The organism is Bacillus sp. (in: firmicutes) (genome assembly GCA_017656295.1).
In the GTDB taxonomy this organism is placed as follows: domain Bacteria; phylum Bacillota; class Bacilli; order Bacillales; family JACDOC01; genus JACDOC01.
The window spans coordinates 23,208-46,604 of sequence record JACDOC010000002.1; the positions used below are offsets into that span (position 1 = coordinate 23,208).

Genomic DNA, 23,397 nt, shown 5'->3' on the forward strand with positions numbered 1-23,397 from the left:
CTTGAACGTATCCGAACGATTGTCTTTTTTTGCATCCCTTTTTCGTGTTGATGAACAACCGGAAACGGGGATGTGGCTATTATATTTAACCATTGTGGCCCTTTGTATCGTTGTGTATAAGCTAGGATTTGCGAAAAAGCTCCCAATATTAAAATCAGCGATTATTTATTTGTTTTTAATCATGGGGTGTACCATCTTAACTTTTTTAGCGGTATTCTTACCGGTTGCGGAAGGGTTAGTCGTCGCTGCGCTCATCTTAATCATCTATAAAATTCGACTGCGAAATGAGAAAAAACAGGAAAACGCTTCATAATAAAAAACCGCTTAGCATCAACTAAGCGGTTTTTTTGCCTATCAACTTATAATGATTAATCGATCGATTAAAATTCATCGTCACGACTGGTCGAGCGATAAAACCGGAACTTACCGGTAGCTAGTCTTGCTTTTGTTCGCTCGGTAATGCGATCATGACATGATTGACACATATACGTATGTATCGGTCGGTTCCGTAATTTTTTCGCCAATAATGAATCGCTATCAATGGTTTCAATTTTATCGCAAAGGACACACTTTACACGCATCGTAAACACCTCAATTCCTTTTCCCTTTCTATAAGTATATCACGGGATGATGATGAACGATGTCCATAACATGTGAAAAAACTTGGTTTGTCATGTCTATTACCACTATCTTTATAGTATAATAAAAGTAGATGGGAGGGATTGATGATGGCTAATTTGGTTGAACCAAAACTCATTCCACCTTTATTTGAAGAACTGCAACATGAGAAATATGTTACTCTTTCAACGATCGATTATGAAACAGGTGCGCCGAATGTGAGTGCTATTTCCTGGGTATATGCATTAGATGAAGAAACGATTCGTCTTGCTGTGGACAACCGTTCTCGAATTGTCAAAAACATACAAAATAATCCTCATGTTGTCGTGACGTTAATTGCCAATGAGTCTACGTATGCCATCGCTGGTAAAGCTAAAGTAAAAGTTGAAAAGCTTGAAGGAGTTCCTCTTAAACTAGCCCTTATTGAAATTCGCATTCAAGAAGTGCGTGACGTGATGTTTTATGGCTCGAAAATTACAAGCGAGCCTCAGTATGCAAAAACATATGATAAAAAAGCAGCGGAACGTTTAGATACACAAGTAATGAACGCCATGAAACATGCTTAGTATGGTCCTAAGCTTGTTCATGGCGTTTTTTTAAACCTTTCAAAATTGTATTAGTGATAACTGAATATTATTGACTGTTGGATTGGTTTTGCTGATTGTTTTCTAACGATTGTTTTTCCTTTTCGTTCAATCCTTTTTTCTCATTATCATTCGCATCTTCCGCTTCTGGAACAACGATGTGACGAGGAATTTCAGGCATGAGACGCCCTGCAATATCAGCCAATTCATTCATAATTCCTTGAATTGGTTTTCCTTGTTGAATATCAACGCCAATTTCTTGTAAGCGGGCGTACAAGTCGGGGTCAGCAATGACTACTGCTTCCGCCCCATATGGATCGCTTTTTAAACTCTCGGCTACTGAGTATTTAATGGAACCTACTTCTGATCGTTCGATATTTGAATCAACATCTATACCTACTAGAGCATACGGGCCAAGAACGACGGCAGTCGCATCGTTGACGTGGGGAACACTCGTTGCTAATTCCACTAACCGTCTAGAAATTTCTTGCCCTGTTTTGCGATCAACGTTTTCAATATGGGAATCTTTAACCGTGATGAGCTGTTCTTTATTTTGAACCTCGTTATCATTGGAACGCACACAACCATTTATGAACATAAGACTACTAAGGAAGAAAACAATGATGTTTCGCATACAAGGATACCTCCAGCATGTTTGACAAGTTTACTTATATTGTGTTCATGAAGTATGCGAAGTATCCATTTTTCTTCAATTTCATCAAAGAACATGTGAACATGCGTATACGTGTAACATAAAATAATTATTAATACATGAAGAGCAGGAGGCATCGGTTTGAGTAAAATTTACGTGTTAGATACAAATGTCTTGTTACAAGATCCGTATGCGATTTTTTCCTTTGAAGACAACGAAATTGTCATTCCAGCTGTCGTTCTTGAAGAAGTGGATTCGAAAAAACGGTACATGGATGAAATAGGGAGAAATGCAAGACAAGTATCCAAATTAATTGATGGTTTGCGTCAAAATGGCAAGCTGCATGAAAAAATTCCTCTTCATAACGGAGGGACGTTACGAATTGAATTAAATCATCGTTCATTCCACCAACTGCAAAAAATCTTTGTCGAAAAAACAAATGATAACCGTATTTTAGCTGTGGCCAAAAATTTATCAATAGAAGAGGAAGCAAAAGAAAACGGCCGTCCAGTCATTCTTGTGAGTAAAGATGCTCTCGTCCGTGTGAAAGCAGATGCGATTGGATTAATCGCTGAAGACTTTTTAAATGACCGGGTAGTGGAAGTCGATCACATTTATACCGGTTTTTTAGAAATATATACTACGATTGAGGTCATCAATGTATTTTATGAAAATGGAGAAATTGATTCCTCCTACCTTACGAATCAACCGTTTTATCCCCATCAATTTATTATTATGAAAGATTCTTTAGGAAGTTCTGCTTCAGCCATCGGTATGGTCGACAGAACCGGAAAACGAGTTCGAAAAATTATACATGATCCAGATCATGTTTGGGGGATTAAACCAAGAAATGTCCAACAAATGATGGCCTTAGAATTGTTATTACGTGATGACATCCCACTTGTTACAATGATTGGGAAAGCCGGAACAGGAAAAACATTACTTGCGTTGGCAGCTGGATTGATGCAAACGGAGGATTTAAATACGTATAAAAAACTACTAGTTGCCCGACCGATTGTCCCTGTCGGAAAAGATATTGGTTACTTGCCAGGAGAAAAACAAGAAAAGCTTCGCCCTTGGATGCAACCGATTTATGATAATCTAGAGTATTTATTTAATACGAAAAAACCTGGGGAATTAGATGCCATTTTAGCCGGTATGGGCTCCATTGAAGTTGAAGCGTTAACATATATTCGAGGAAGGAGCATTCCCGACCAATTTATCATTATTGACGAGGCACAAAATTTAACGAAACATGAAGTCAAAACGATTCTTACCCGAGTTGGAGAAAGAAGTAAAATCGTATTGATGGGCGATCCAGCTCAAATCGATCACCCATACTTAGATGAATACAATAATGGTTTAACGTACGTCGTTGAAAAATTTAAAGACCAAACCGTTGCTGGACATGTAAAGTTACTGAAAGGGGAACGCTCCGGCCTCGCTCAACTTGCGGCGGATTTATTATAAGTAAAAAACGATAGCTAGATTTTATGCTAGCTATCGTTTTTTATTGAATATTATGTGTAACTCGAAAGTTCGGAAAAAAAGAAGTCACTGAAAAATTTTTCGTTTATAATGTTAATGATATTGAAGTTAAGTTTTAGAAAGGTGGAAGAGCAATGTCTTGGCGTTCTTTAACACTGCTATTTACCATGATTGTAGTAATAATTGTACAACCACAACGTATCGTAGCAATAGACAAAACCATATCTAACACAAGACATGTAACTGTAGCAGTTGCCCCAGCTTTACCACCTTTTCAGTTCAAAGAAAATGAGTCTCTTAAAGGATTTAGTATAGATATTTTTGAAACAATTGCAAATGAATTAGGTCTTACTTATGAATATATTTTTTTACCTCATCATCAAGCAATTGAAGCTTTAAAAAATGAACAAGTTGATGTGATTTTAACTGTTCCATATAATGATGTTCTTTCTAAAGATATTTTGTTTTCAGATCATTATTTTACATCCAGTAGTTCGCTTTATGTTGCGTATGGAAATAGTGAAATTCAATCAGTTGAAGACTTGTCAGAGCGAACAGTATCATTAGTTCAAGGTTCTATTGAATATGATTTTCTACAAAATATACGTCGAATAAAGTTCCAGGTAGCCTCTAATCAAAAAAATGCCTTACGTCTCCTAACTGTGAACCGTTCGGATGCATTTATTGGTGAACCACACACGGCTAATTATTTTATAAATCAATGGGGATTAGAGGATAAATATAAAGTAGTTCAAGCGAATGTTGTACCTGTTTACTATAGTTTCGTTTTAAGGCAAGATGAAGCCTTTTTATTGCATCAAATTAATGAGGAACTTTCAAAATTGCGGAAAAATGGAGTGTATCAGCACATAATGGAAAAATGGTTCGAACCTTATCAATGGAGGAGAAAAGTTGAGCATACAATCCATTTCTTAACGTGGTCCTTAGTTATTGTCTTAGTAGTAATTGTATTCATTAGTGTGTGGAACAGAAAATTACAAAAAGAAGTTCAAAAACAAACAAATGCCCTACAGCAACAAGTGTTAGAAACAAAAAATAATATTCAGTTCAAACAACAAATTTTAGACAGTAGTCCAAGGGGAATATTAACGTTCGATCGGTCGGGAGCGCTTACATCTATTAATCAAAAAGCGAGCTTAATTATAGGAAAGGCTAATCTTGATATGGAAAGGAGCATTTATACAGAAATTCCATTAATTAACAAATTGTTAAATACTACTCTATTTAATCAAGTGATCCGGCACGGAGAAAAAATTTTAGGAAAAGAATTTAATTGGGAGTTGTCAGAGAACAAAATTATGTCCATTAGGTATTACATCTATCCGCTATACAACTATAAACGTGAAATAATTGGCTTAATTTTGTCTTTTGAAGATATTTCTTTGGAAAAATATTTACGGGAACAATTTTTTGAACAGGAAAAAAGTCGAGCGTTAAATCAGCTAGTCGCTGGGATTGCTCACGAAATACGAAATCCATTAACTTCTATTCAAACGTTAGTTCATCTAATCCCATACAAAATGTCTAATGAAGAATTCAAAAAAGAATTGGTCAATATCGTACCAAAAGAGATTGAGCGCATCAATCAATTAGTGGAAGGTTTAATAAATTATGTGAAACCGAAAAAGAGTAAATCATTAATAGAAATTCGAGTTCATGACTTGATTCATTCTATAACTATATTGTTTAAAAGGGTGTTGGAACAAAAAGGAATCGACTTTCATTATCACCATCTCCCCCCTGTGACGATTACATGTGATGAGAATCAATTAAAACAAGCTCTGATGAATTTCATCTTGAATTCAATTGATGCCATCGAAGAACGAAAGAAGATAGAAGTTGGTCACTACCAGCCAAAAATTGAAATTTTTGGAGAAACGACATTAGAGACCTGTATTATTAACATTAAAGACAATGGGATGGGAATTAAAAAGGAAAACCTCGATAAAGTGTACGAGCCATTTTTTACGACCAAAGCCACAGGTACCGGTTTAGGAATGTCAATTTCAAAACAATATATCCAAGAACAAAATGGGACAGTCCAAGTGAAAAGTAAGTATGGGGAAGGGACACAAATAACAATTGCATTCCCATTAACGGAAAGGGGATATTATGGAAAAGATAGTGATAATTGATGATGAATATTCCATTTGTACTTCTTTACAATTTGCATTAGAAGATCAATATGATGTAAAGGCATTTACCGAACCACTTGAGGCACTCCAAGAAATAAATTCTGAGCCCTATGATCTTTGCTTATTGGACTTAAAACTCGGTCAAATTAATGGTTTAGAAGTTTTAAAGCAAATAAAAAAGATTCAACCCAATTTAATCGTCATTATTATGACGGCTTATGGAACGATAGAAACATCTGTAGAAGCAATAAAACTAGGAGCTTATACATATTTAACGAAGCCACTTCATATGGAATCATTATTCGTCACCATTGGTCAAGCTTTACAATTTAAAAAATTACAACAACAAGTAGATGAATTGACTGAAGAACTGTCTCAAAAATATGGGATAGATTCTATCATTGGTCATTCTCCGTCCATGGAACGGGTATTTCATTTAGTTAAAAAAGTCAAAGATATCGATACAAATGTGCTGATATCAGGTGAAAGTGGAACGGGGAAAGAGTTAGTAGCCCGGGCTATTCATTTTTCGGGGGCTAGAAAAAAGGGACCATTTGAAGCGATCAATTGTGCTGCCATTCCTGAACACTTGCTAGAAAGTGAACTTTTTGGTTTTGAGAAGGGAGCTTTTACTGGTGCTGTTCAAAAAAAGGAAGGGAAGTTTTTAGTTGCCCAAAATGGTACAGTGTTCTTAGATGAAATAGGTGACATGCCATTATCTTTACAGGCAAAATTATTACGTGTACTTCAGCAAAAAGAAATAACACCATTAGGTTCCAACAAAAAATACCCGCTCAACGTTAGAATAATTGCTGCTACAAATCAAAATTTAAAACAGGCTGTAGAAGAAGGAAGATTTCGTGAAGATTTGTATTTTCGATTAAATATCATTGAAATTTCACTCCCACCTTTAAGAGAACGAAAAAACGATTTACCTCTACTTGTTCAACATTTTATTCAACAATTTAATCAAAAATACGATAAGCAAGTTGAAGGGATTACATCCGAAGCTTTTGAAAGGTTAATGAGGTACTCGTATCCTGGAAATGTTCGAGAGTTATCCAATATTCTTGAGGCAGCAGTTATCATGTGTGATAAAAACCGTATTCAAGTACATGATTTACCGCATCAATTTCAAGAAGTTTCTATGCAATCTATGTGGCCAGAAGGCAAACAATTATCAATCTTTGACCAGTTAGTAGGATATAAAATAGAGGAAGTAGAGAAAGAGTTAATATTGGCTACATTAAAAGCAAACAATGGCCATCGACGAAAAACGGCTGAAATGTTAGGAATCTCTGAAAGAGGTTTACGAAATAAATTAAACCAATACAGTGAAGTACGAATCTAAAACCGGAAAAAAAGTTCTTCACCGGAACTTTTTTCCGGTTTTCTATTCAACTTTCTGGTACAAATTATTGAATCCGCTTACAATGTTTGTTGGCACAATTTTTGCATAATTAATATATGAGACAAGAAACGAAGGGGGAACAAAAAATGAAGAAATGGAAATTATGGATGATGTTATTAATTTCATCCCTTATTGTCGGAGCATGTTCTAGTAATTCATCCAGTACTGATTCTTCAGGTTCTGAAGATCTATTTGTGACAATAGCCACTGGGGGAACATCGGGAGTTTATTATCCTATTGGTGGTGCAATGGCTTCAGTTTTTGAAGAGGCGTTAGGCATTGATACATCTGTTCAATCAACAGGCGCTTCGATTGAAAATATTAACTTAATTACAAACGATTTAGCAGAATTAGCTATCACAATGTCAGATGCGGTCCAACAAGCGTATGAAGGATCAGGTGCATTTGAAGGAGAAACACCAAATGAAAATTTACGAGGATTAATTTCCTTATATCCAAACTATGTCCAAATTGTAACGACTAAAGATTCTGGAATTGAAACGGTCTATGATTTAAAAGGAAAAAGAGTAGGAGTAGGAGCACCAAACTCTGGTGTTGAATTAAATGCACGTATTATTTTAGATGCGTACGGATTAACTTACGATGACATGGAAGTGGATTATTTATCTTATAAAGAATCGATTGATCAAATGAAAAATGGTATGATTGATGCTGCTTTTGTGACGAGTGGAATTCCGAATTCCACAGTTATTGATTTAGCAACATCACACGATGTAGAAATTATTCCTATTGAAGGAAAAGAATTGGAAAAACTAACATCAGAATATTCGTTTTTCATTGAAGGTACGATTCCAAAAGGAACTTATGAAAATGAGGAAGACATTTCTACTGTTTCCATCATGAACATTTTGTTAGTCAATAAAAACTTATCTGAAGAGGTGGTATATGATTTAACGAAAGCTATCTTTGAACATATAGATGATATTCATGCATCACATAATTCTGCTAAGAATATTACGCTTGATACAGCTACTGACGGTATGGTGGTTCCACTACATCCTGGAGCAGAGAAATATTTAAAAGAAAAAGGAGTAATTGAATAAAGGCAAGGAGCCGATTGTACTTGAAACAATGGGGATTATTCTTATTGATGATCATCATAGGGGGGATGGTTGCTTGCCAAAGGGAGCCATCATCCCCGTATTTATTAATCATTGAAGATGTGGACACAGGTAATAAATATATAGAGCAACCAGTAAAGATTGGAGATCGATTGAAGCTATCATGGATACATTCAGTTGAGCATACTCCCTGGGAGGAAATTATTGAGGTACAGCAAGACGAGCAATTACATTTAATTGAAACAAGGTTCCAATCATTCGGGGCAGGAGTACCTCACGAAAGTGAAGGAAAATTAGTTTATTCAGATGATTTTATTATCATGACCAATCTTGATCGACCTTACAAAAAGTATTCATGGATACATTCTCATTACGTGCAACACGAATTGACGTTAAATAATAAGAAATTTGTTGATACAAAGTTAATTCCTCATCATCGTCGGATTATTATGTATCTTGAAAAGAGGTGAATGAATTTGAACGATCAACAACTACTAGAAAAGTTCGATGCCGAATCAAGATATCGTTCCTTTCAAAACCCCTATGTTAAAAACGTAATAGCGACTCTTGCTATTTTATTATCTTTGTACCATCTTTATACCTCCTATTTTGGAACACCTCCTACATTGCAACATCGTTCCATTCACGTAGGAGCTATTCTGGCCTTAACATTTCTCTACTACCCTGCATTTCGTCAATCATCCAAACAAAAGTTATCGGTTATTGATGTTTGCTTAGCCCTTTGTGCGATTTCTACCACTGTTTATTTAGTAGTCGAATACTCTAATATTATCCAACGTGGTGGAATAGCTAGCACATGGGACTACATTTTTGGTGGAATGTTAATCATCTTAGTTTTAGAAGCGGCAAGACGTTTAAGTGGCTTGGCACTTCCTTTATTAAGTATTTTATTTTTGTTATATGCTCTTTTTGGCCGATCATTTTCAGGTATTTTTCGTCATCGCGGATATGATCTTGAACAAGTGTCTGCGTATTTGTATACCACCACCGAAGGGATTTTTAGTACAGCAATAGGTGTTTCAGCAACTTATATTTTTCTTTTTATTTTATTTGGAGCGTTTCTGCAAAAATCTGGTATGGGGCAATTTTTTAATGACTTAGCTTTGGCGATTGCCGGACATACTAAAGGAGGACCTGCAAAAGTTGCCGTCATTGCAAGTGGATTTTTGGGGAGTATTAATGGAGCTGCAGTAGCTAACGTTGTTACTACTGGTGCCTTTACGATTCCATTAATGAAAAAAATAGGGTATAAAAAGGATTTTGCAGGAGCTGTTGAAGCTAGTGCGTCAGTTGGTGGACAAATTTTACCTCCAATAATGGGAGCATCAGCATTTATTATGGCGGAAGTATTGGGCATTCCTTATTCAACGATTGCATTAACTGCAATTTTGCCAGCATTGTTATTTTATTTAGGAATATTAATTCAGATTCATTTTCGTGCGTCAAAAAATGGTTTAGAAGGTCTTGAAAGAGATCAACTACCTAAAGTAAGCGATGTCCTAAAAGAACGGGGGCATTTGTTAATTCCATTAATTTTCTTATTTTATATGTTGTTTTTTAGTGGAACAACCATTATTTTTTCAGCTTTTTGGACAATTATTGTCACTATCCTTGTAAGTTTGGTAAGAAAAACCACACGTATGTCTTGGCGGGATGTATTAGAGGCTTTAGAAGTTGGCGCACGAACATCGCTTGGTGTGGCCGTGGCTTGTGCAGCAGTTGGAATTATTGTAGGTGTGGCCACATTAACCGGGTTCGGTTTAAAATTAGCGAGTGGTATCGTTGCATTAGGTGGGGACAATTTATTCCTTACTCTTATCTTTACGATGATTGCTTGTATTATTTTAGGCATGGGATTACCAAGTATTCCAACTTATATCATTACGGCAACCATGGCTGCTCCAGCGCTCATCCAACAGGGGATTGAACCACTTGTAGCTCATTTATTTGTCTTTTATTTTGGTATTTTCGCAAATATTACTCCTCCTGTAGCATTAGCATCGTTTGCTGCTGCAGGTATTTCTGGTGGAAATCCAATGAGAACTGGATTTGTGTCAATGAAATTAGCGATTGCAGGTTTTATTATTCCGTTTTTGTTTGTATACAATAATGAATTATTATTAATTGATATTACTCTGCTAGGTGCATTACTTGTAATTATTACAGCTATTATGGGTGTCGTCATGCTCGGAATAGCAGCGGAAGGATTCCTATTTACTAGACTAAACTTAGTAGAACGATTGCTTTTATCCTCAGGTTCATTCCTGTTTCTTACACCAAATGTAGTACAAGATTTAATTGGGATTGTTCTATTTGCGTTCATAGTTTTTCGTCAATTTTCATTACAAAAACGAATGAGGTCCCAGGCAAAGGGATCGGCAATTTAATATGAAAAGCCTATTCCCTGATAAAACCAGGGAACAGGCTTTTTTGTTTTTATTCAACACGGAAACCTCTTACATGTTTAATTGGATTATCCTTATTGGACCCATCTCCAAAATACACATGAACGGGACCATCTTCTTTTAACGGTTTGCCGTCTTTAGAGAAGCCTAAAATTAACTCATACCCTTGTGAAAGTGTGAGGGAAACTTCTTTTTCGGCTGTTTCAATAATCAATGTTGTTGCTTCTTCAAATGGTTCTGCGTTTTCTAAAAAAGAGCGGAACGGTATTCCAAACGTTCCCGTGAGAACTTTTTCTTTTTCGAATTTACGTTCAGTTTTTAATGTAGGGGGAAATACGGCTCCTTCGCGAATCTCTCTTTCCCAGTGTTTGGAAGTTACTTGTATATACTCTTCTTCTTCATTTTTTTCTTGTGGTTCTGTTAAAAAATATGTATTTAAGTCTAACCGGCGGTCATCAAAAATCCATACTCCAGGATCTAAAGTGATTTTGAATTTCACTTTCCCTTTAATTGGTAAAATAGTGTCCATCGTGTTTACCCCCTCACGAAAAAATGGTTTTTTATAGGAATGTTGGTTGAAAATAAGCATGACTCATTCATTAGTATATCTTTCTTGAAAAAGTTTGTCACACGAAACAAGAAACATCAGGAGGTTAAAAACGAATGGAATGCATTAGCAATCAAGAGTTAGAACAGCTCATTGATGAAGTTCGTCCGTATAGTCAATATGGCAAATTAGTGGATTATATTCCAGCGTTAAAAGAAGAAAATAGTGAGGACCTATCCGTATCGATTTTTCATGTGAACGGAACGTTTTTTTATGCTGGAGACTATTTAAAAAAATTTACATTGCAGAGTATATCCAAGGTGATTACGCTAGCACTTGTCCTAATACAAAACGGAGAAGAGGCTGTGTTTGAACGAGTTGGAATGGAGCCAACAGGAGATCCTTTTAACTCAATTGCAAAGTTGGAAACATTAAAGCCAGCTAAGCCATTAAATCCGATGATAAATGCGGGAGCACTAGCGGTAACGAATATGATTCAAGGAAAAGATGTAGACGAAAAATGGGACCGCCTACTTTCCTTTGTGCGCGAGTTAGTCAATGATGACCAAGTGTCGTATAACGAAAGGGTCGCTAAATCAGAATATGATACGGCTAATTTAAACCGTGCTTTATGTTACTTTATGAAACAACATGAGGTAATTGAAGGAAATATTGAAGACCTTCTTTTTTTGTACACGAAACAATGTGCTATTGAAATGAACTGTTCAGATTTAGCACGAATCGGAGCGGTTTTTGCCGCAAATGGTGTTGACCCTGTTACTGGACGAGTACTTATTCCCTCCAATATCGCAAGAATTTGTAAAACGTTTATGGTGACATGTGGAATGTACAATGCCTCAGGAGAATTTGCGATAAAGGTAGGTATTCCGGCAAAAAGTGGAGTATCAGGTGGAATTATGGGAGCAGTCCCTCATAAATGTGGTATCGGTATTTTCGGTCCTGCTCTTGATGAGAAAGGTAATAGTGTTGCCGGAGTAAAACTTCTTGAAACAATGAGTCAAATATATGGTTGGAGTATTTTTTAACCATCGATGACAAAAAGCCCCTCTATGTATGGAGGGGTAATTTTTATGGTGATGAGTTGACCTTATTTCTCTTCTCAAAATCTAAAAGTATCTAACCATTTTTTAAAGTGAAAAACTTTTCAAGTTCGTTTATAATAGATTTATAAAGGAATACACAATTTACGAACTTTCATTATTCTTGCCAATTCACTATTCTAACGGTAGAATTTATAGATAGGATTGGAATTTTGGACGGAAATGGGGGGGTTACTGTGGCGTCTGAAATTAAAGTGGATCATCGTGAGAAAGCTTATGCCTTACTAAAAGCAGACGCGGAAAAAATTTTACAATTAATTAAAGTTCAAATGGACAATTTAACGATGCCCCAATGTCCTCTATATGAGGAAGTGTTGGATACGCAAATGTTCGGCTTGTCCCGTGAAATAGATTTTGCCATTCGCTTAGGATTAGTAGATGAGCGCGATGGGAAGGAGCTATTGGATTCTTTAGAAAAAGAACTATCTGCCCTTCACGAAGCTTGGACAAGAAAATAATCAATATAAACTCAAACAGTTCGGACCGAATGTTTGAGTTTTTTTGTATCAAATCCACTTTTTTAGAGGCAATGTATTAGTTGGATTTTAATATAAGGAATGATTGATATGTTCAAACGAATTATAAAATCGTATGACTATTCACTGATCATTGTATATTTTCTGTTGTGCTTATTCGGGCTCATTATGATCTATAGTGCCAGTATGGTAACCGCTATTCAAATTTACGGAAAAGAGAGCGACTTTTTCTACGACAAACAAAAACAGCATTTGATCGTTTCGTTCGTTACTTTTGCCATTATGGCATTTTTACCATATAAACTATGGGGATCGAAACAACTTTCAAAGATTTTAGTTTTCGGTTCATTTTTAGTACTAATATTGGTCCTTTTTTTCGGACACGTATCGAACAATGCACAAAGTTGGTTTACCTTTGGCTCAAGAAGTATTCAGCCAGCAGAATTTGTTAAATTAGTTGTTATTATTTATTTATCTTCTGTTTATGCACGTAAACAATCTTATATAAATGAGTTTAATGTTGGGGTTATACCTCCCATTGTGTTTCTTGTCGGTCTTTGCTTTTTTGTTGCCTTGCAGCCGGATTTAGGAACAGCAGCTATAATATTTGCGATCGGTTGTACGATTATCATTTGTTCAGGAATGAACATGAAAAACATTATGAGACTAGCTGTTCTTTCTCTAGTGTTTCTTCTTTTTTTCAGTCCTTTTATATATATGAAAAAGGACGACATTATTACAAAAGAGCGAATTGGTCGGATTAACGGTTTTCTTAAACCATTTGAATACGAGCAAGATGACGGTTATCATTTAGTTAATTCGTATTTAGCCATTGGATCCGGCGGTGTTAAAGGGCAAGGAATTGGACAAAGTATTCAAAAGTTAGGGTACCTCCCAGAACCTCATACAGACTTTATTATGGCTATAATTGCTGAAGAGCTCGGAGTATTTGGGGTATTGTTCGTTCTGTTCGGATTGGCTTATATTGTTTTAAAAGGTATTTATATTGCGGTAAGGTGTAAAGATCCGTTCGGGACATTGCTTGCTATCGGTATTTCGAGCATGATTGCCATTCAATCGTTTATTAATCTTGGAGGTGTTAGTGGTCTAATTCCGATTACAGGTGTCCCTTTACCATTTATTAGTTATGGAGGTTCCTCCTTGTTGCTCTTATCATTATCTATGGGGATACTTGTAAATATCTCGATGTTTGTTCGATATGAACAAAAATATAAAAAGAAATCGACAACTACAACAAAGGGGATAACAACTTTTTCGTAGTGTTTACGAATAGTTGTTCATCTATAAATCATTTATATGGAATTTCATAGGGGAGAGGTGCAATTGTGAGAAAAAAGATTAACAAAGTATTAGTGGCAAACAGAGGGGAAATTGCCATTCGGGTTTTTCGGGCGTGTACGGAATTAGGGATTCGTACCGTTGCGATTTATTCGAAGGAAGACTCAGGGGCTTATCACCGTTATAAAGCGGATGAAGCTTATTTAGTCGGCGAAGGAAAAAAGCCGATTGAAGCATATTTAGATATTGAAGGAATTATTGAGATTGCCAAACGGGCTGGAGTAGATGCCATTCATCCTGGTTACGGTTTTCTTTCTGAAAACATCCAGTTTGCGAAACGATGCGAAGAGGAAGGGTTTATTTTCATCGGGCCAGAAACACGTCATTTAGACATGTTCGGCGACAAAGTAAAAGCTCGGTTTCAAGCAGAATTAGCAGGTATTCCAGTTATACCTGGAAGCGATGGTCCAGTAAAAGGACTAGATGAAGTGATTAAATTCGGTAAAGAACATGGCTTTCCAATCATAATTAAAGCGGCCCTTGGCGGTGGTGGACGCGGGATGCGGATTGTTCGTAGCTTAGATGAAGTACGCGCATCCTATGAACGAGCCAAATCTGAAGCAAAAGCCGCTTTCGGAAGTGAAGACGTCTATGTCGAAAAATTCATTGAAAAACCAAAGCATATAGAGGTACAAATTTTAGGAGACCAATATGGAAACATCGTTCATTTATTTGAACGCGACTGCTCTGTGCAGCGACGCCATCAAAAAGTCGTAGAAGTAGCACCATGCGTGTCCATATCCGAAGAGCTTCGTCACCGTATTTGTCAAGCGGCAGTTCAGTTAATGGAGAATGTCGGATATGTAAATGCGGGTACAGTGGAGTTTTTAGTTTCAGGTGACGATTTTTACTTTATTGAAGTCAATCCGCGAGTGCAAGTGGAACATACGATTACCGAGATGATTACGGGTATTGATATCGTTCAATCCCAAATTTTAATCGCTGCCGGTTATCAATTAAAAGATAAAGAAATCGGTATTGAATCACAACAATCGGTCACGATGCATGGATATGCCATCCAATCTCGTGTCACAACTGAAGATCCATTGAATAACTTTATGCCAGATACAGGAAAAATCATGGCGTATCGTTCAGGCGGCGGCTTCGGCGTGCGACTTGATGCCGGAAACGGATTTCAAGGTGCTGTCATTACACCGTATTATGATTCTTTGCTTGTGAAATTGTCTACTTGGGCACTGACGTTTGAACAAGCTGCAGCGAAAATGGTTCGTAACTTGCAAGAATTTCGTATTCGCGGAATCAAGACAAACATTCCGTTTTTGGAAAATGTCGTGAAACACGAAAAATTTATTTCTGGTCAATATGATACTTCGTTTATCGATACGACACCGGAATTGTTTATTTTCCCGAAGCGGAAAGACCGGGGAACCAAAATGCTTACGTACATTGGTACGGTTACAGTCAATGGTTTTCCGGGAATTGAGAAAAAGAAAAAACCGGTGTTTCCTAAAGCGCGTATTCCTAAGGTCAATGTAACAACTTCACCACGTGAAGGTACGAAGCAAATTTTAGAACGTGAAGGTGCGGAAGGCCTCGTCCGTTGGGTTAAAGACCAACAAAGAGTGTTATTAACCGATACAACATTCCGAGATGCACATCAATCATTGTTAGCTACGCGTGTAAGAACGTATGACTTGAAGCAAATTGCTCGACCAACATCTACGCTGCTTCCAAACCTATTCTCATTAGAAATGTGGGGAGGAGCGACCTTTGATGTGGCCTATCGCTTCTTAAAAGAAGACCCATGGGAGCGCCTATTAACGTTACGCGAACGAATCCCGAATATATTATTCCAAATGTTATTACGGGCATCGAATGCAGTTGGCTATAAAAACTATCCGGACAATGTGATTCGTGAATTTGTTGAAAAATCAGCCTATGCCGGTATCGATGTGTTCCGTATTTTTGATAGTTTAAACTGGGTGAAAGGAATGGAAGTAGCAATTGATGCTGTTCGCAAATCTGGTAAAATTGCGGAAGCATCGATTTGTTACACCGGAGATATTGACGATCCAACGCGGACGAAATATAACATTAACTATTACAAACAAATGGCGAAAGAGTTAGAACAGCAAGGGGCCCATATTCTAGGCATTAAAGATATGGCTGGTCTGTTAAAACCACAAGCTGCCTATCGATTAATTTCGGAATTAAAAGATACAGTTGATATTCCAATTCACCTACACACTCATGATACAAGTGGAAATGGAATTTTTACGTATGCAAAAGCTATTGAAGCAGGAGTAGATATTGTAGACGTTGCCGTGAGCTCAATGGCCGGACTCACTTCTCAACCAAGTGCGAATACGTTATTCTATGCTCTTCAAGGCACGGAACGTCAACCAGATGTTGATATTCAATCATATGAGCTGCTTTCGCGGTATTGGGAAGATGTTCGAAAATACTATCAAGATTTTGAAAGCGGGATTCTTTCGCCACACACAGAAGTGTATCAACATGAAATGCCTGGTGGGCAATATAGTAACCTTCAACAGCAAGCAAAAGCGGTCGGCCTAGGTGACCGATGGGATGAAGTAAAAGATATGTATCGTCGCGTCAACCAATTGTTTGGAGATATTGTAAAAGTCACTCCTTCTTCAAAAGTGGTTGGAGATATGGCTTTATTTATGGTCCAAAATAATTTAACGGAGCAAGATATAATGGAACGCGGAGATAAACTAGATTTCCCAGATTCTGTCGTTCAATTGTTTGAAGGGTATTTAGGTCAGCCGTATGGGGGATTCCCTGAAGAGCTGCAAAAGGTAATTTTAAAGGGGCGCGAACCAATCAATGTTCGTCCTGGTGAATTGCTAGAAGATGTTGATTTTGATGAAGTGAAGAAAGAGTTATTTGAAGAATTAGGGCGACAAGTCACTTCTTTCGATGCGATTGCATATGCCCTTTATCCAAAAGTATTTAGAGAATACCATGAAGCCGTTCAACAGTATGGTGATTTATCTGTTTTAGACACGCCTACGTTCCTATACGGAATGCGCTTAGGTGAAGAAATTGAAGTAGAAATTGAAACAGGAAAAACATTAATCGTCAAACTCGTCTCCATTGGACAAGCCCAAGCAGACGGGACACGAATTGTGTATTTTGAGCTAAATGGTCAGCCACGGGAAGTGATTATTCGTGATCAAAGCATCAAATCAGCGGTTGCGTCAAGAGTGAAAGCCGATCCGAAAAACGAAGCACACATTGGCGCTACAATGCCAGGTACGGTGATCAAAGTACTAGTAGAAAAAGGCGAAAAAGTGGAAAAAGGCGACCATTTAATGATTACTGAAGCGATGAAAATGGAGACGACTGTCCAAGCACCTTATTCTGGTGTGGTCAGAGATATTTTTGTACAAGCCGGTGACGCGATTCAACCAGGCGACTTGTTAATTGAATTAAAAAAATAAGAAAGAAATAGGCCTTGGAAACAACTCCAAGGCCTATTTCTTTTAATCCATACTTTGACGCTGATTGTAATTGCTCCGAACAACAAGCAATATAAAATAACACAATAAACCGAATAAGCATGTGATAAAGAACGCATGAAGTAATGCGATACCTAAATTTAACTGAGTGATGATGACAAGTGCACCAGCAATTACTTGACTTAAAGTTAATACAAAGGCGATAATCCATCCCCAATAAAGTACTTTTTGGTGCTGGTAATGTCGAATGGTCATCCAAGTTACATATGCAATCCAAATAAAAATAAGACCAGCGGCTACACGGTGTCCCATTTGAATCCATTCGTACATATTGGATGGTAAGGCAGGATCTGTATTAATACATAATGGCCAATCTCGGCAAACTAAGCTTGATTTTGTATGGCGAACAAGAGCTCCGGTATAAACGACAAAATAGCTGTAAATCGTAATGGCAATAATGTGGAACCGCATTCGTTTATCGATAACAATACGGTCGGCATCAAATTTTTGATCAACTTCAAAAATAAGCAAGGTTAATAAAAAGACAGCGGCAAACGAAATTAAAGAAATACCGAAATGAAGAGCTAATACAAAATCTGACTGTCCCCAAATTACTGCCGCTGCTCCAATTAATCCTTGAAGGACAAGAAAGAAAATCGAAAGTATCGCCAAAAATTTCGTTTCACGCTTGTGTCCAATCGCTTTATATGACCAAATAGCTAAAATAAGGACTAACAAGCCGACTCCACCCGAAACGACCCGGTGGGCAAGTTCAATAATCGTTTCTAATGTAATATTTTCAGGGATGATTTGGCCATGGCATAGCGGCCAAGAACGTCCGCAGCCCATACCAGAGCCTGTTTTGGTGACTAGTGCTCCTCCGAGAAGCACGAATATCATCCCAATCGTTGTTAGGACTGCAAACCATTTTAAATAACGTCGCAAATGCTTCACCTTCTTACGAACATTGTCGAAAAATCATATGCACTTAATCGATATTACTAAAGGAATACTAAAAAAACAATTCTAAAAAAGATTATTCTTGAAAAACTATTGAAACGGAAGGGAGAGTCTGTTAGAAATATTTATGGAATCTATTTGGCCTCTCTTCTACTAAAATAGATTCTATTGTACATACTAATTATGATATTTTGTAGTAAAAAAAACAACCGTTCGGCTAATAACGGTCACAAATTCGACATAAATACTTCAAAAACTCTTCACAAAAACGCGACGAGATATGTTTTAATATAAAAATGATGGGTTTATTTTTGTCCGAGATTTGAAAAACTGAAAATGGTTTCATTTAACCATTCATGTTGTACTAAAATTGTGATTAATATAGCCAGACTACAGTTTTTCCTATATAGTTATGTTATGCGGCTTGACCTTACGTATAGAGAGGGGGAGAGGCAATGTCCGACGTTCGTACGGTTACCGTTGATAAAGGAAACTTTCCTGAAACATCAGCGTGGCGAGATTTTTTAGCGTTAATCAAAATTGGTATTGTTAATTCAAATTTAATAACAACATTTACTGGATTATGGTTAGCGCTTTATTTCAATAATAAACATTTTCTTCAACATTTAGATATGATGGTTTTGTCATTGCTAGGGTCAACGCTAATTATCGCAGGCTCATGCAGTTTAAATAACTTTATTGATCGTGATATTGATCATGTGATGGAACGAACTAAAAAACGGCCGACCGTTACTGGAAAATATTCTGGTCCAAAAGTATTAACGATTGGTTTTTCATTCATCGTGATTGGATCGTTCCTATTATTTTTAACTTCTTTTACTGCTGGATTAATTGGTTTAATCGGGATTTTTAGCTATGTTGTATTATATACGATGTGGTCTAAACGCCAATATACGTTAAATACGGTTATTGGAAGTATTTCTGGGGCTGTACCACCGTTAATCGGTTGGGCTTCCATTGATCCTGATTTACATGTAGTGGCGTGGATTTTATTTTTATTAATGTTTATTTGGCAACCGCCACACTTTTTAGCACTAGCAATGAGACGAACAGAGGAATATCGTGCGGCAGGAATTCCGATGTTGCCTGTTGTTCACGGTTTTGATATAACGAAGCGACAAATGGTTGTTTGGGTAGCATGCTTGTTACCGTTACCTTTTTATTTGCATTCGTTAGGAATGCCTTTTGTCGTGTTAGCAACCATATTAAATATTGGATGGCTGATTTTAAGTATTGTTGGTTTTCGAGTGAAAGATGATATTAAGTGGGCAACACAAATGTTTGTCTACTCCATCAATTATTTAACTATTTTGTTTGTATTGATGGTTATTATGACCGTCATTTAATAAAGGGAGTTCTTTCTATAAAGAAATCCACATATAATCTTGTTTTCCAGTCCTTGTGTTGCAAAACAATAAACGAAAGAGGGGTTTGATTAAGCTATGAAACAATGGCTAACAAAATGGCGTCTTTACTCACTTTTCGCTATGTTGACGCTCATTTTGTCCGGCTGCGGTGAACCATTCGTTTCCGCATTAAGACCGGCCGGCGAAGTGGCTGAAGATCAATTTAATCTAATGTTAATAAGCACAGCGATTATGGTTTTAGTAATTGTAGTCGTTGTTGCCGTATATGTAATTGCACTTATTCGTTTCCGTCGTAAAAAAGGAGACGAGAACTACATCCCGAAACAAGTGGAAGGAAGTCATACTTTAGAAATTATTTGGACAGTTATTCCAATTATTTTACTTTTAATTTTAGCTGTTCCAACTGTTTCCTACACATTTAAATTTGCTGATGTATCTGAAATGGAAAAAGTAAATGAAGAAGGAAACCGTGAAGCGCTAGTTATTAATGTACGTGCTAGCCTTTACTGGTGGGAATTCGAATATCCTGATTTAGGAATCATTACTAGCCAAGATTTAGTCGTTCCAACCGATCAAAAAGTTTATTTCCAAATTAAAGCATCTGATGTTAAACACTCCTTCTGGATTCCTGCAGTCGGAGGAAAAATGGATACAAACACCGACAATATCAACAAATTCTGGTTAGAATTTGATGGTGAAAAAGCAAATGAGGCTGGAAACCTATTCTATGGGAAGTGTGCGGAACTTTGTGGTCCTTCGCACGCATTAATGGATTTCAAAGTAAAAGCTATTTCACAAGATGAATTCGCTCAATGGGTAGAGGATATGCAAAATGCAGAAGAGCCTCAACCAACAACTGAGTTAGCAAAGCAAGGACAGGAAATTTTCAACCAAAAATGTTTAAGCTGTCACGCAGTATCTCCACAAGATAATCGACCAGAGCAAGCACGTTTAGCACCAAACTTAGCAAACTTTGGTGAACGTTCACGTGTTGCTGGTATTTTGGATTATAATAAGGAAAACTTAATTGAGTGGTTAAAAGACCCTGAAACAATTAAGCCTGGTAACAAAATGACTGGAACTTACGGTCAGCTTACTGACGAAGAGCTTGAGGCTTTAGCAGAATATTTAATGGGCTTAAAAGTACAGGATTAATTCGGACTAGACAAGGGAGGGTTAAACGTGAGTACCTACGCACAAAAGAAGGGCTTCGCTGCCACTCTTTGGGACTACTTAACAACAGTAGACCATAAGAAGATTGCCATCCTTTACTTAGTTACTGGTGGTCTCTTTTTCATCCTTGGTGGTATCGAAGCACTTGTCATTCGTATTCAGTTAGCGGTACCTGAAAATGATTTTATCAGTGCAGGTCTTTATAACGAAGTATTAACGATGCACGGAACAACAATGATTTTCTTGGCAGCTATGCCATTGTTATTTGCGTTTATGAACGCTGTTGTACCACTTCAAATTGGTGCTCGTGACGTAGCGTTTCCATTCTTAAACTCACTTGGTTTCTGGTTGTTCTTCTTCGGAGGACTATTCTTAAACCTTTCATGGTTTTTAGGTGGAGCTCCTGATGCTGGTTGGACTTCTTATGCATCTTTATCTCTAGCTTCACCAGACCATGGAATAGACTTCTATGTATTAGGATTACAGATTTCTGGTGCAGGTACGTTAATTGCTGGTATTAACTTCTTAGTTACAATTATTAACATGCGAGCGCCAGGTATGACATACATGCGTATGCCATTGTTCACATGGACAACATTCGTTGCATCTGCACTTATTTTATTTGCGTTCCCGCCTTTAACAGTAGGTCTCTTTTTAATGATGTTTGACCGTTTATTTGGCGCAAACTTCTTTGATGTAGCAGCAGGTGGTAACACAATTATTTGGGAACACTTATTCTGGATTTTCGGACACCCAGAAGTATACATTCTTGTTTTACCGGCATTCGGTATTTTCTCTGATATTTTCTCAACTTTCTCTAGAAAACGTTTATTCGGTTATTCTTCGATGGTATTTGCAACCGTATTAATCGGTTTCTTAGGATTCATGGTGTGGGCTCACCACATGTTCACGACTGGTTTAGGACCAATTGCAAACGCAATCTTTGCGGTTGCAACAATGGCGATTGCTGTTCCTACTGGTGTTAAGATTTTCAACTGGTTATTAACGATGTGGGGCGGAAGTATTAAGTTTACAACTCCAATGTTGTATGCAGTGGGCTTTATTCCTTCTTTCGTTGCCGGTGGGGTGACAGGTGTTATGAACGCCGCAGCTGCTGCCGACTATCAATATCACGATAGTTATTTCGTAGTTGCGCACTTCCACTACGTTATCATTGGTGGGGTTGTTCTTGCGATATTAGCAGCAACACATTTCTATTGGCCAAAAATGTTTGGTACAATGTTAAACGAAACATTAGGTAAAATTACGTTCTGGTTATTCTTTATCGGGTTCCATTTAACCTTCTTTATCCAACACTTCCTTGGCTTAATGGGAATGCCACGTCGTGTTTGGACTTTCTTACCAGGTCAAGGTTTCGAAACAGGAAACTTAGTATCTTCCATCGGGGCTGGCTTCATGGCAGCTGGTGTCATTGTATTACTAGTCAACATTGTTATCACAAGTGTGAAAAATGAAAAAGTTGGTAACGACCCTTGGGGAGATGGTCGTACAATTGAGTGGGCGATTCCATCACCACCACCATTCTACAACTTTAAACAAACGCCTCTTGTACGTGGGTTAGATACATGGTGGATTGAGAAGTTGGAAGGTAAAAAAGAATTAACTCCAGCAGAACCGCTTGGAGATATTCATATGCCAAACTCTTCTATTTTACCATTTGTTATGTCTTTAGGTCTTTTCGTCGCTGCATTTGGCGCGATGTATCAAGTGGACGATAAGCCTTGGGCAATTCCAGTTTTAATTATTGGTATGTTAATCACACTTGGTGCCATGTTCTTACGTTCTGTTATTGACGATCATGGATACCATATTCATAAAGAGGACTTATTGAAAGATGGCGAAAAGGGGGTTAAGGCATAATGCACGTTGAAGAAAAATTTACGCCGAAAACATGGCCTGCATCTCCTGAAAAGGCAACCCTTGAAGGAAAAAATAAGTTTTTAGGTTTCTGGCTATTCCTTGGGGGCGAAACGGTGCTCTTCGGCTCCCTTTTCGCTACCTACTTAGCACTGAAAGATAAGGTACCTAGTACCGATCATGCGTTAGCAAAAGATTTATTCGAATTAGAACTAGTATTTATTGCAACAATGCTTCTTTTAACAAGCTCGTTAACAAGTGTATACGCGATGTATCACATGAAGAACTACAACTTCCAAAAGATGCAAGCATGGTTATTAATTACGGTTCTTTTAGGAGCAGGGTTCTTAGGACTTGAGATTTACGAGTTTAATCATTATGTTCATGAATTTGGTCATACTTTTACTAGTAGCGCATTTGGTTCAGCATTCTATACGTTAGTTGGCTTTCACGGTGGACACGTTGCCTTCGGATTGTTATGGATTATTACGCTCATGTTACGTAATGCGAAGCGTGGGTTAAACCTTTACAACGCACCGAAGTTTTATGTTGCCAGCCTTTATTGGCACTTCATCGACGTTGTATGGGTATTCATCTTTACAGTAGTATACTTAATGGGAATGGTGGGATAA

General features: G+C 37.4%; 20 protein-coding genes. 16 read left to right on the top strand and 4 right to left on the bottom strand.

Going from position 1 to position 23,397, the window contains the following annotated elements; translation table 11 throughout:
* Position 1 precedes the first annotated feature (1 nt).
* A complete protein-coding gene (locus H0Z31_02835; protein ID MBO8176371.1) occupies positions 2-313 on the top strand; it encodes a YlaH-like family protein in 312 nt (103 codons plus the stop codon).
* A 67-nt stretch (positions 314-380) separates the two neighbouring features.
* On the opposite strand, the gene H0Z31_02840 is transcribed toward H0Z31_02835, so the two are convergent.
* Positions 381-581, bottom strand: a complete 201-nt coding sequence (locus tag H0Z31_02840; GenBank protein MBO8176372.1) for a YlaI family protein — start codon at positions 579-581, stop codon at positions 381-383.
* A 147-nt stretch (positions 582-728) separates the two neighbouring features.
* Between H0Z31_02840 and H0Z31_02845 the strand changes: the two genes are divergently transcribed.
* The gene (locus H0Z31_02845; GenBank protein ID MBO8176373.1) at positions 729-1,184 is read left to right on the top strand and encodes a pyridoxamine 5'-phosphate oxidase family protein; all 456 of its coding nucleotides are present in this window, start codon (positions 729-731) and stop codon (positions 1,182-1,184) included.
* Between the two features lie 67 nt (positions 1,185-1,251).
* Here the strand turns inward: H0Z31_02845 and H0Z31_02850 are convergent, their stop codons facing one another.
* Positions 1,252-1,836 carry a YhcN/YlaJ family sporulation lipoprotein gene (locus H0Z31_02850; GenBank protein MBO8176374.1) on the bottom strand — a complete coding sequence of 195 codons (585 nt, stop codon included), beginning with the start codon at positions 1,834-1,836 and terminating at the stop codon, positions 1,252-1,254.
* A gap of 159 nt (positions 1,837-1,995) precedes the next feature.
* Here H0Z31_02850 and H0Z31_02855 point away from each other — a divergent pair, with 159 nt between their 5' ends.
* From H0Z31_02855 to H0Z31_02880, 6 genes are all read left to right on the top strand, one after another.
* Positions 1,996-3,324 (top strand): PhoH family protein, encoded by a 1,329-nt coding sequence (locus H0Z31_02855; protein MBO8176375.1) that lies wholly within the window; start codon positions 1,996-1,998, stop codon positions 3,322-3,324.
* A gap of 152 nt (positions 3,325-3,476) precedes the next feature.
* Complete coding sequence (locus H0Z31_02860; GenBank protein MBO8176376.1) at positions 3,477-5,498, top strand: transporter substrate-binding domain-containing protein; 2,022 nt, start codon at positions 3,477-3,479, stop codon at positions 5,496-5,498.
* Positions 5,476-6,849: a sigma-54-dependent Fis family transcriptional regulator gene (locus H0Z31_02865; GenBank protein ID MBO8176377.1), complete on the top strand. Its 1,374-nt coding sequence runs from the start codon at positions 5,476-5,478 to the stop codon at positions 6,847-6,849. The genes H0Z31_02860 and H0Z31_02865 overlap by 23 nt, the downstream gene beginning before the upstream one ends.
* Positions 6,850-6,995: 146 nt before the next feature.
* On the top strand, positions 6,996-7,973 hold the full coding sequence (locus tag H0Z31_02870) for a TAXI family TRAP transporter solute-binding subunit (protein MBO8176378.1): 978 nt from the start codon (positions 6,996-6,998) through the stop codon (positions 7,971-7,973).
* Positions 7,974-7,993: 20 nt separating this feature from the next.
* The gene (locus tag H0Z31_02875) at positions 7,994-8,461 is read left to right on the top strand and encodes a DUF1850 domain-containing protein (GenBank protein MBO8176379.1); all 468 of its coding nucleotides are present in this window, start codon (positions 7,994-7,996) and stop codon (positions 8,459-8,461) included.
* Positions 8,462-10,399: a TRAP transporter permease gene (locus tag H0Z31_02880; GenBank protein ID MBO8176380.1), complete on the top strand. Its 1,938-nt coding sequence runs from the start codon at positions 8,462-8,464 to the stop codon at positions 10,397-10,399.
* Between the two features lie 49 nt (positions 10,400-10,448).
* Here the strand turns inward: H0Z31_02880 and H0Z31_02885 are convergent, their stop codons facing one another.
* Positions 10,449-10,946, bottom strand: a complete 498-nt coding sequence (locus H0Z31_02885; GenBank protein MBO8176381.1) for a peptidyl-prolyl cis-trans isomerase — start codon at positions 10,944-10,946, stop codon at positions 10,449-10,451.
* 134 nt (positions 10,947-11,080) lie between these two features.
* Here H0Z31_02885 and glsA point away from each other — a divergent pair, with 134 nt between their 5' ends.
* The 4 genes from glsA (at position 11,081) to pyc (ending at position 17,348) form a co-directional block, all read left to right on the top strand.
* Positions 11,081-12,010 (top strand): glutaminase A, encoded by a 930-nt coding sequence (gene glsA / locus H0Z31_02890; protein ID MBO8176382.1) that lies wholly within the window; start codon positions 11,081-11,083, stop codon positions 12,008-12,010.
* A 251-nt stretch (positions 12,011-12,261) separates the two neighbouring features.
* Complete coding sequence (locus H0Z31_02895; protein ID MBO8176383.1) at positions 12,262-12,543, top strand: YlaN family protein; 282 nt, start codon at positions 12,262-12,264, stop codon at positions 12,541-12,543.
* 108 nt (positions 12,544-12,651) lie between these two features.
* Positions 12,652-13,842 carry an FtsW/RodA/SpoVE family cell cycle protein gene (locus tag H0Z31_02900; protein MBO8176384.1) on the top strand — a complete coding sequence of 397 codons (1,191 nt, stop codon included), beginning with the start codon at positions 12,652-12,654 and terminating at the stop codon, positions 13,840-13,842.
* Between the two features lie 62 nt (positions 13,843-13,904).
* Positions 13,905-17,348: a pyruvate carboxylase gene (pyc, locus tag H0Z31_02905; protein ID MBO8176385.1), complete on the top strand. Its 3,444-nt coding sequence runs from the start codon at positions 13,905-13,907 to the stop codon at positions 17,346-17,348.
* 42 nt (positions 17,349-17,390) lie between these two features.
* On the opposite strand, the gene H0Z31_02910 is transcribed toward pyc, so the two are convergent.
* The gene (locus H0Z31_02910; GenBank protein ID MBO8176386.1) at positions 17,391-18,311 is read right to left on the bottom strand and encodes a heme A synthase; all 921 of its coding nucleotides are present in this window, start codon (positions 18,309-18,311) and stop codon (positions 17,391-17,393) included.
* Positions 18,312-18,781: 470 nt separating this feature from the next.
* On the opposite strand from H0Z31_02910, the gene H0Z31_02915 reads away from it, so the two are divergent.
* The 4 genes from H0Z31_02915 (at position 18,782) to H0Z31_02930 (ending at position 23,397) form a co-directional block, all read left to right on the top strand.
* The gene (locus H0Z31_02915; GenBank protein ID MBO8176387.1) at positions 18,782-19,693 is read left to right on the top strand and encodes a protoheme IX farnesyltransferase; all 912 of its coding nucleotides are present in this window, start codon (positions 18,782-18,784) and stop codon (positions 19,691-19,693) included.
* 96 nt (positions 19,694-19,789) lie between these two features.
* Positions 19,790-20,869 carry a cytochrome c oxidase subunit II gene (coxB, locus tag H0Z31_02920; GenBank protein MBO8176388.1) on the top strand — a complete coding sequence of 360 codons (1,080 nt, stop codon included), beginning with the start codon at positions 19,790-19,792 and terminating at the stop codon, positions 20,867-20,869.
* Positions 20,870-20,896: 27 nt separating this feature from the next.
* On the top strand, positions 20,897-22,768 hold the full coding sequence (ctaD, locus tag H0Z31_02925; GenBank protein MBO8176389.1) for a cytochrome c oxidase subunit I: 1,872 nt from the start codon (positions 20,897-20,899) through the stop codon (positions 22,766-22,768).
* The gene (locus tag H0Z31_02930; GenBank protein ID MBO8176390.1) at positions 22,768-23,397 is read left to right on the top strand and encodes a cytochrome (ubi)quinol oxidase subunit III; all 630 of its coding nucleotides are present in this window, start codon (positions 22,768-22,770) and stop codon (positions 23,395-23,397) included. Before ctaD ends, H0Z31_02930 begins: the two co-directional genes overlap by 1 nt.

What these genes read in the sequence shown, in the direction of transcription:
- H0Z31_02840 (MBO8176372.1), bottom strand. Translation starts at nt 581, where the DNA reads ATGCGTGTAAAGTGTGTCCTTTGCGATAAAATTGAAACCATTGATAGC.
- H0Z31_02845 (MBO8176373.1), top strand. Translation starts at nt 729, where the DNA reads ATGGCTAATTTGGTTGAACCAAAACTCATTCCACCTTTATTTGAAGAA.
- H0Z31_02850 (MBO8176374.1), bottom strand. Translation starts at nt 1,836, where the DNA reads ATGCGAAACATCATTGTTTTCTTCCTTAGTAGTCTTATGTTCATAAAT.
- H0Z31_02860 (MBO8176376.1), top strand. Translation starts at nt 3,477, where the DNA reads ATGTCTTGGCGTTCTTTAACACTGCTATTTACCATGATTGTAGTAATA.
- H0Z31_02865 (MBO8176377.1), top strand. Translation starts at nt 5,476, where the DNA reads ATGGAAAAGATAGTGATAATTGATGATGAATATTCCATTTGTACTTCT.
- H0Z31_02870 (MBO8176378.1), top strand. Translation starts at nt 6,996, where the DNA reads ATGAAGAAATGGAAATTATGGATGATGTTATTAATTTCATCCCTTATT.
- H0Z31_02880 (MBO8176380.1), top strand. Translation starts at nt 8,462, where the DNA reads ATGAATTTGAACGATCAACAACTACTAGAAAAGTTCGATGCCGAATCA.
- H0Z31_02885 (MBO8176381.1), bottom strand. Translation starts at nt 10,946, where the DNA reads ATGGACACTATTTTACCAATTAAAGGGAAAGTGAAATTCAAAATCACT.
- glsA (MBO8176382.1), top strand. Translation starts at nt 11,081, where the DNA reads ATGGAATGCATTAGCAATCAAGAGTTAGAACAGCTCATTGATGAAGTT.
- H0Z31_02900 (MBO8176384.1), top strand. Translation starts at nt 12,652, where the DNA reads ATGTTCAAACGAATTATAAAATCGTATGACTATTCACTGATCATTGTA.
- H0Z31_02915 (MBO8176387.1), top strand. Translation starts at nt 18,782, where the DNA reads ATGTCCGACGTTCGTACGGTTACCGTTGATAAAGGAAACTTTCCTGAA.
- coxB (MBO8176388.1), top strand. Translation starts at nt 19,790, where the DNA reads ATGAAACAATGGCTAACAAAATGGCGTCTTTACTCACTTTTCGCTATG.
- H0Z31_02930 (MBO8176390.1), top strand. Translation starts at nt 22,768, where the DNA reads ATGCACGTTGAAGAAAAATTTACGCCGAAAACATGGCCTGCATCTCCT.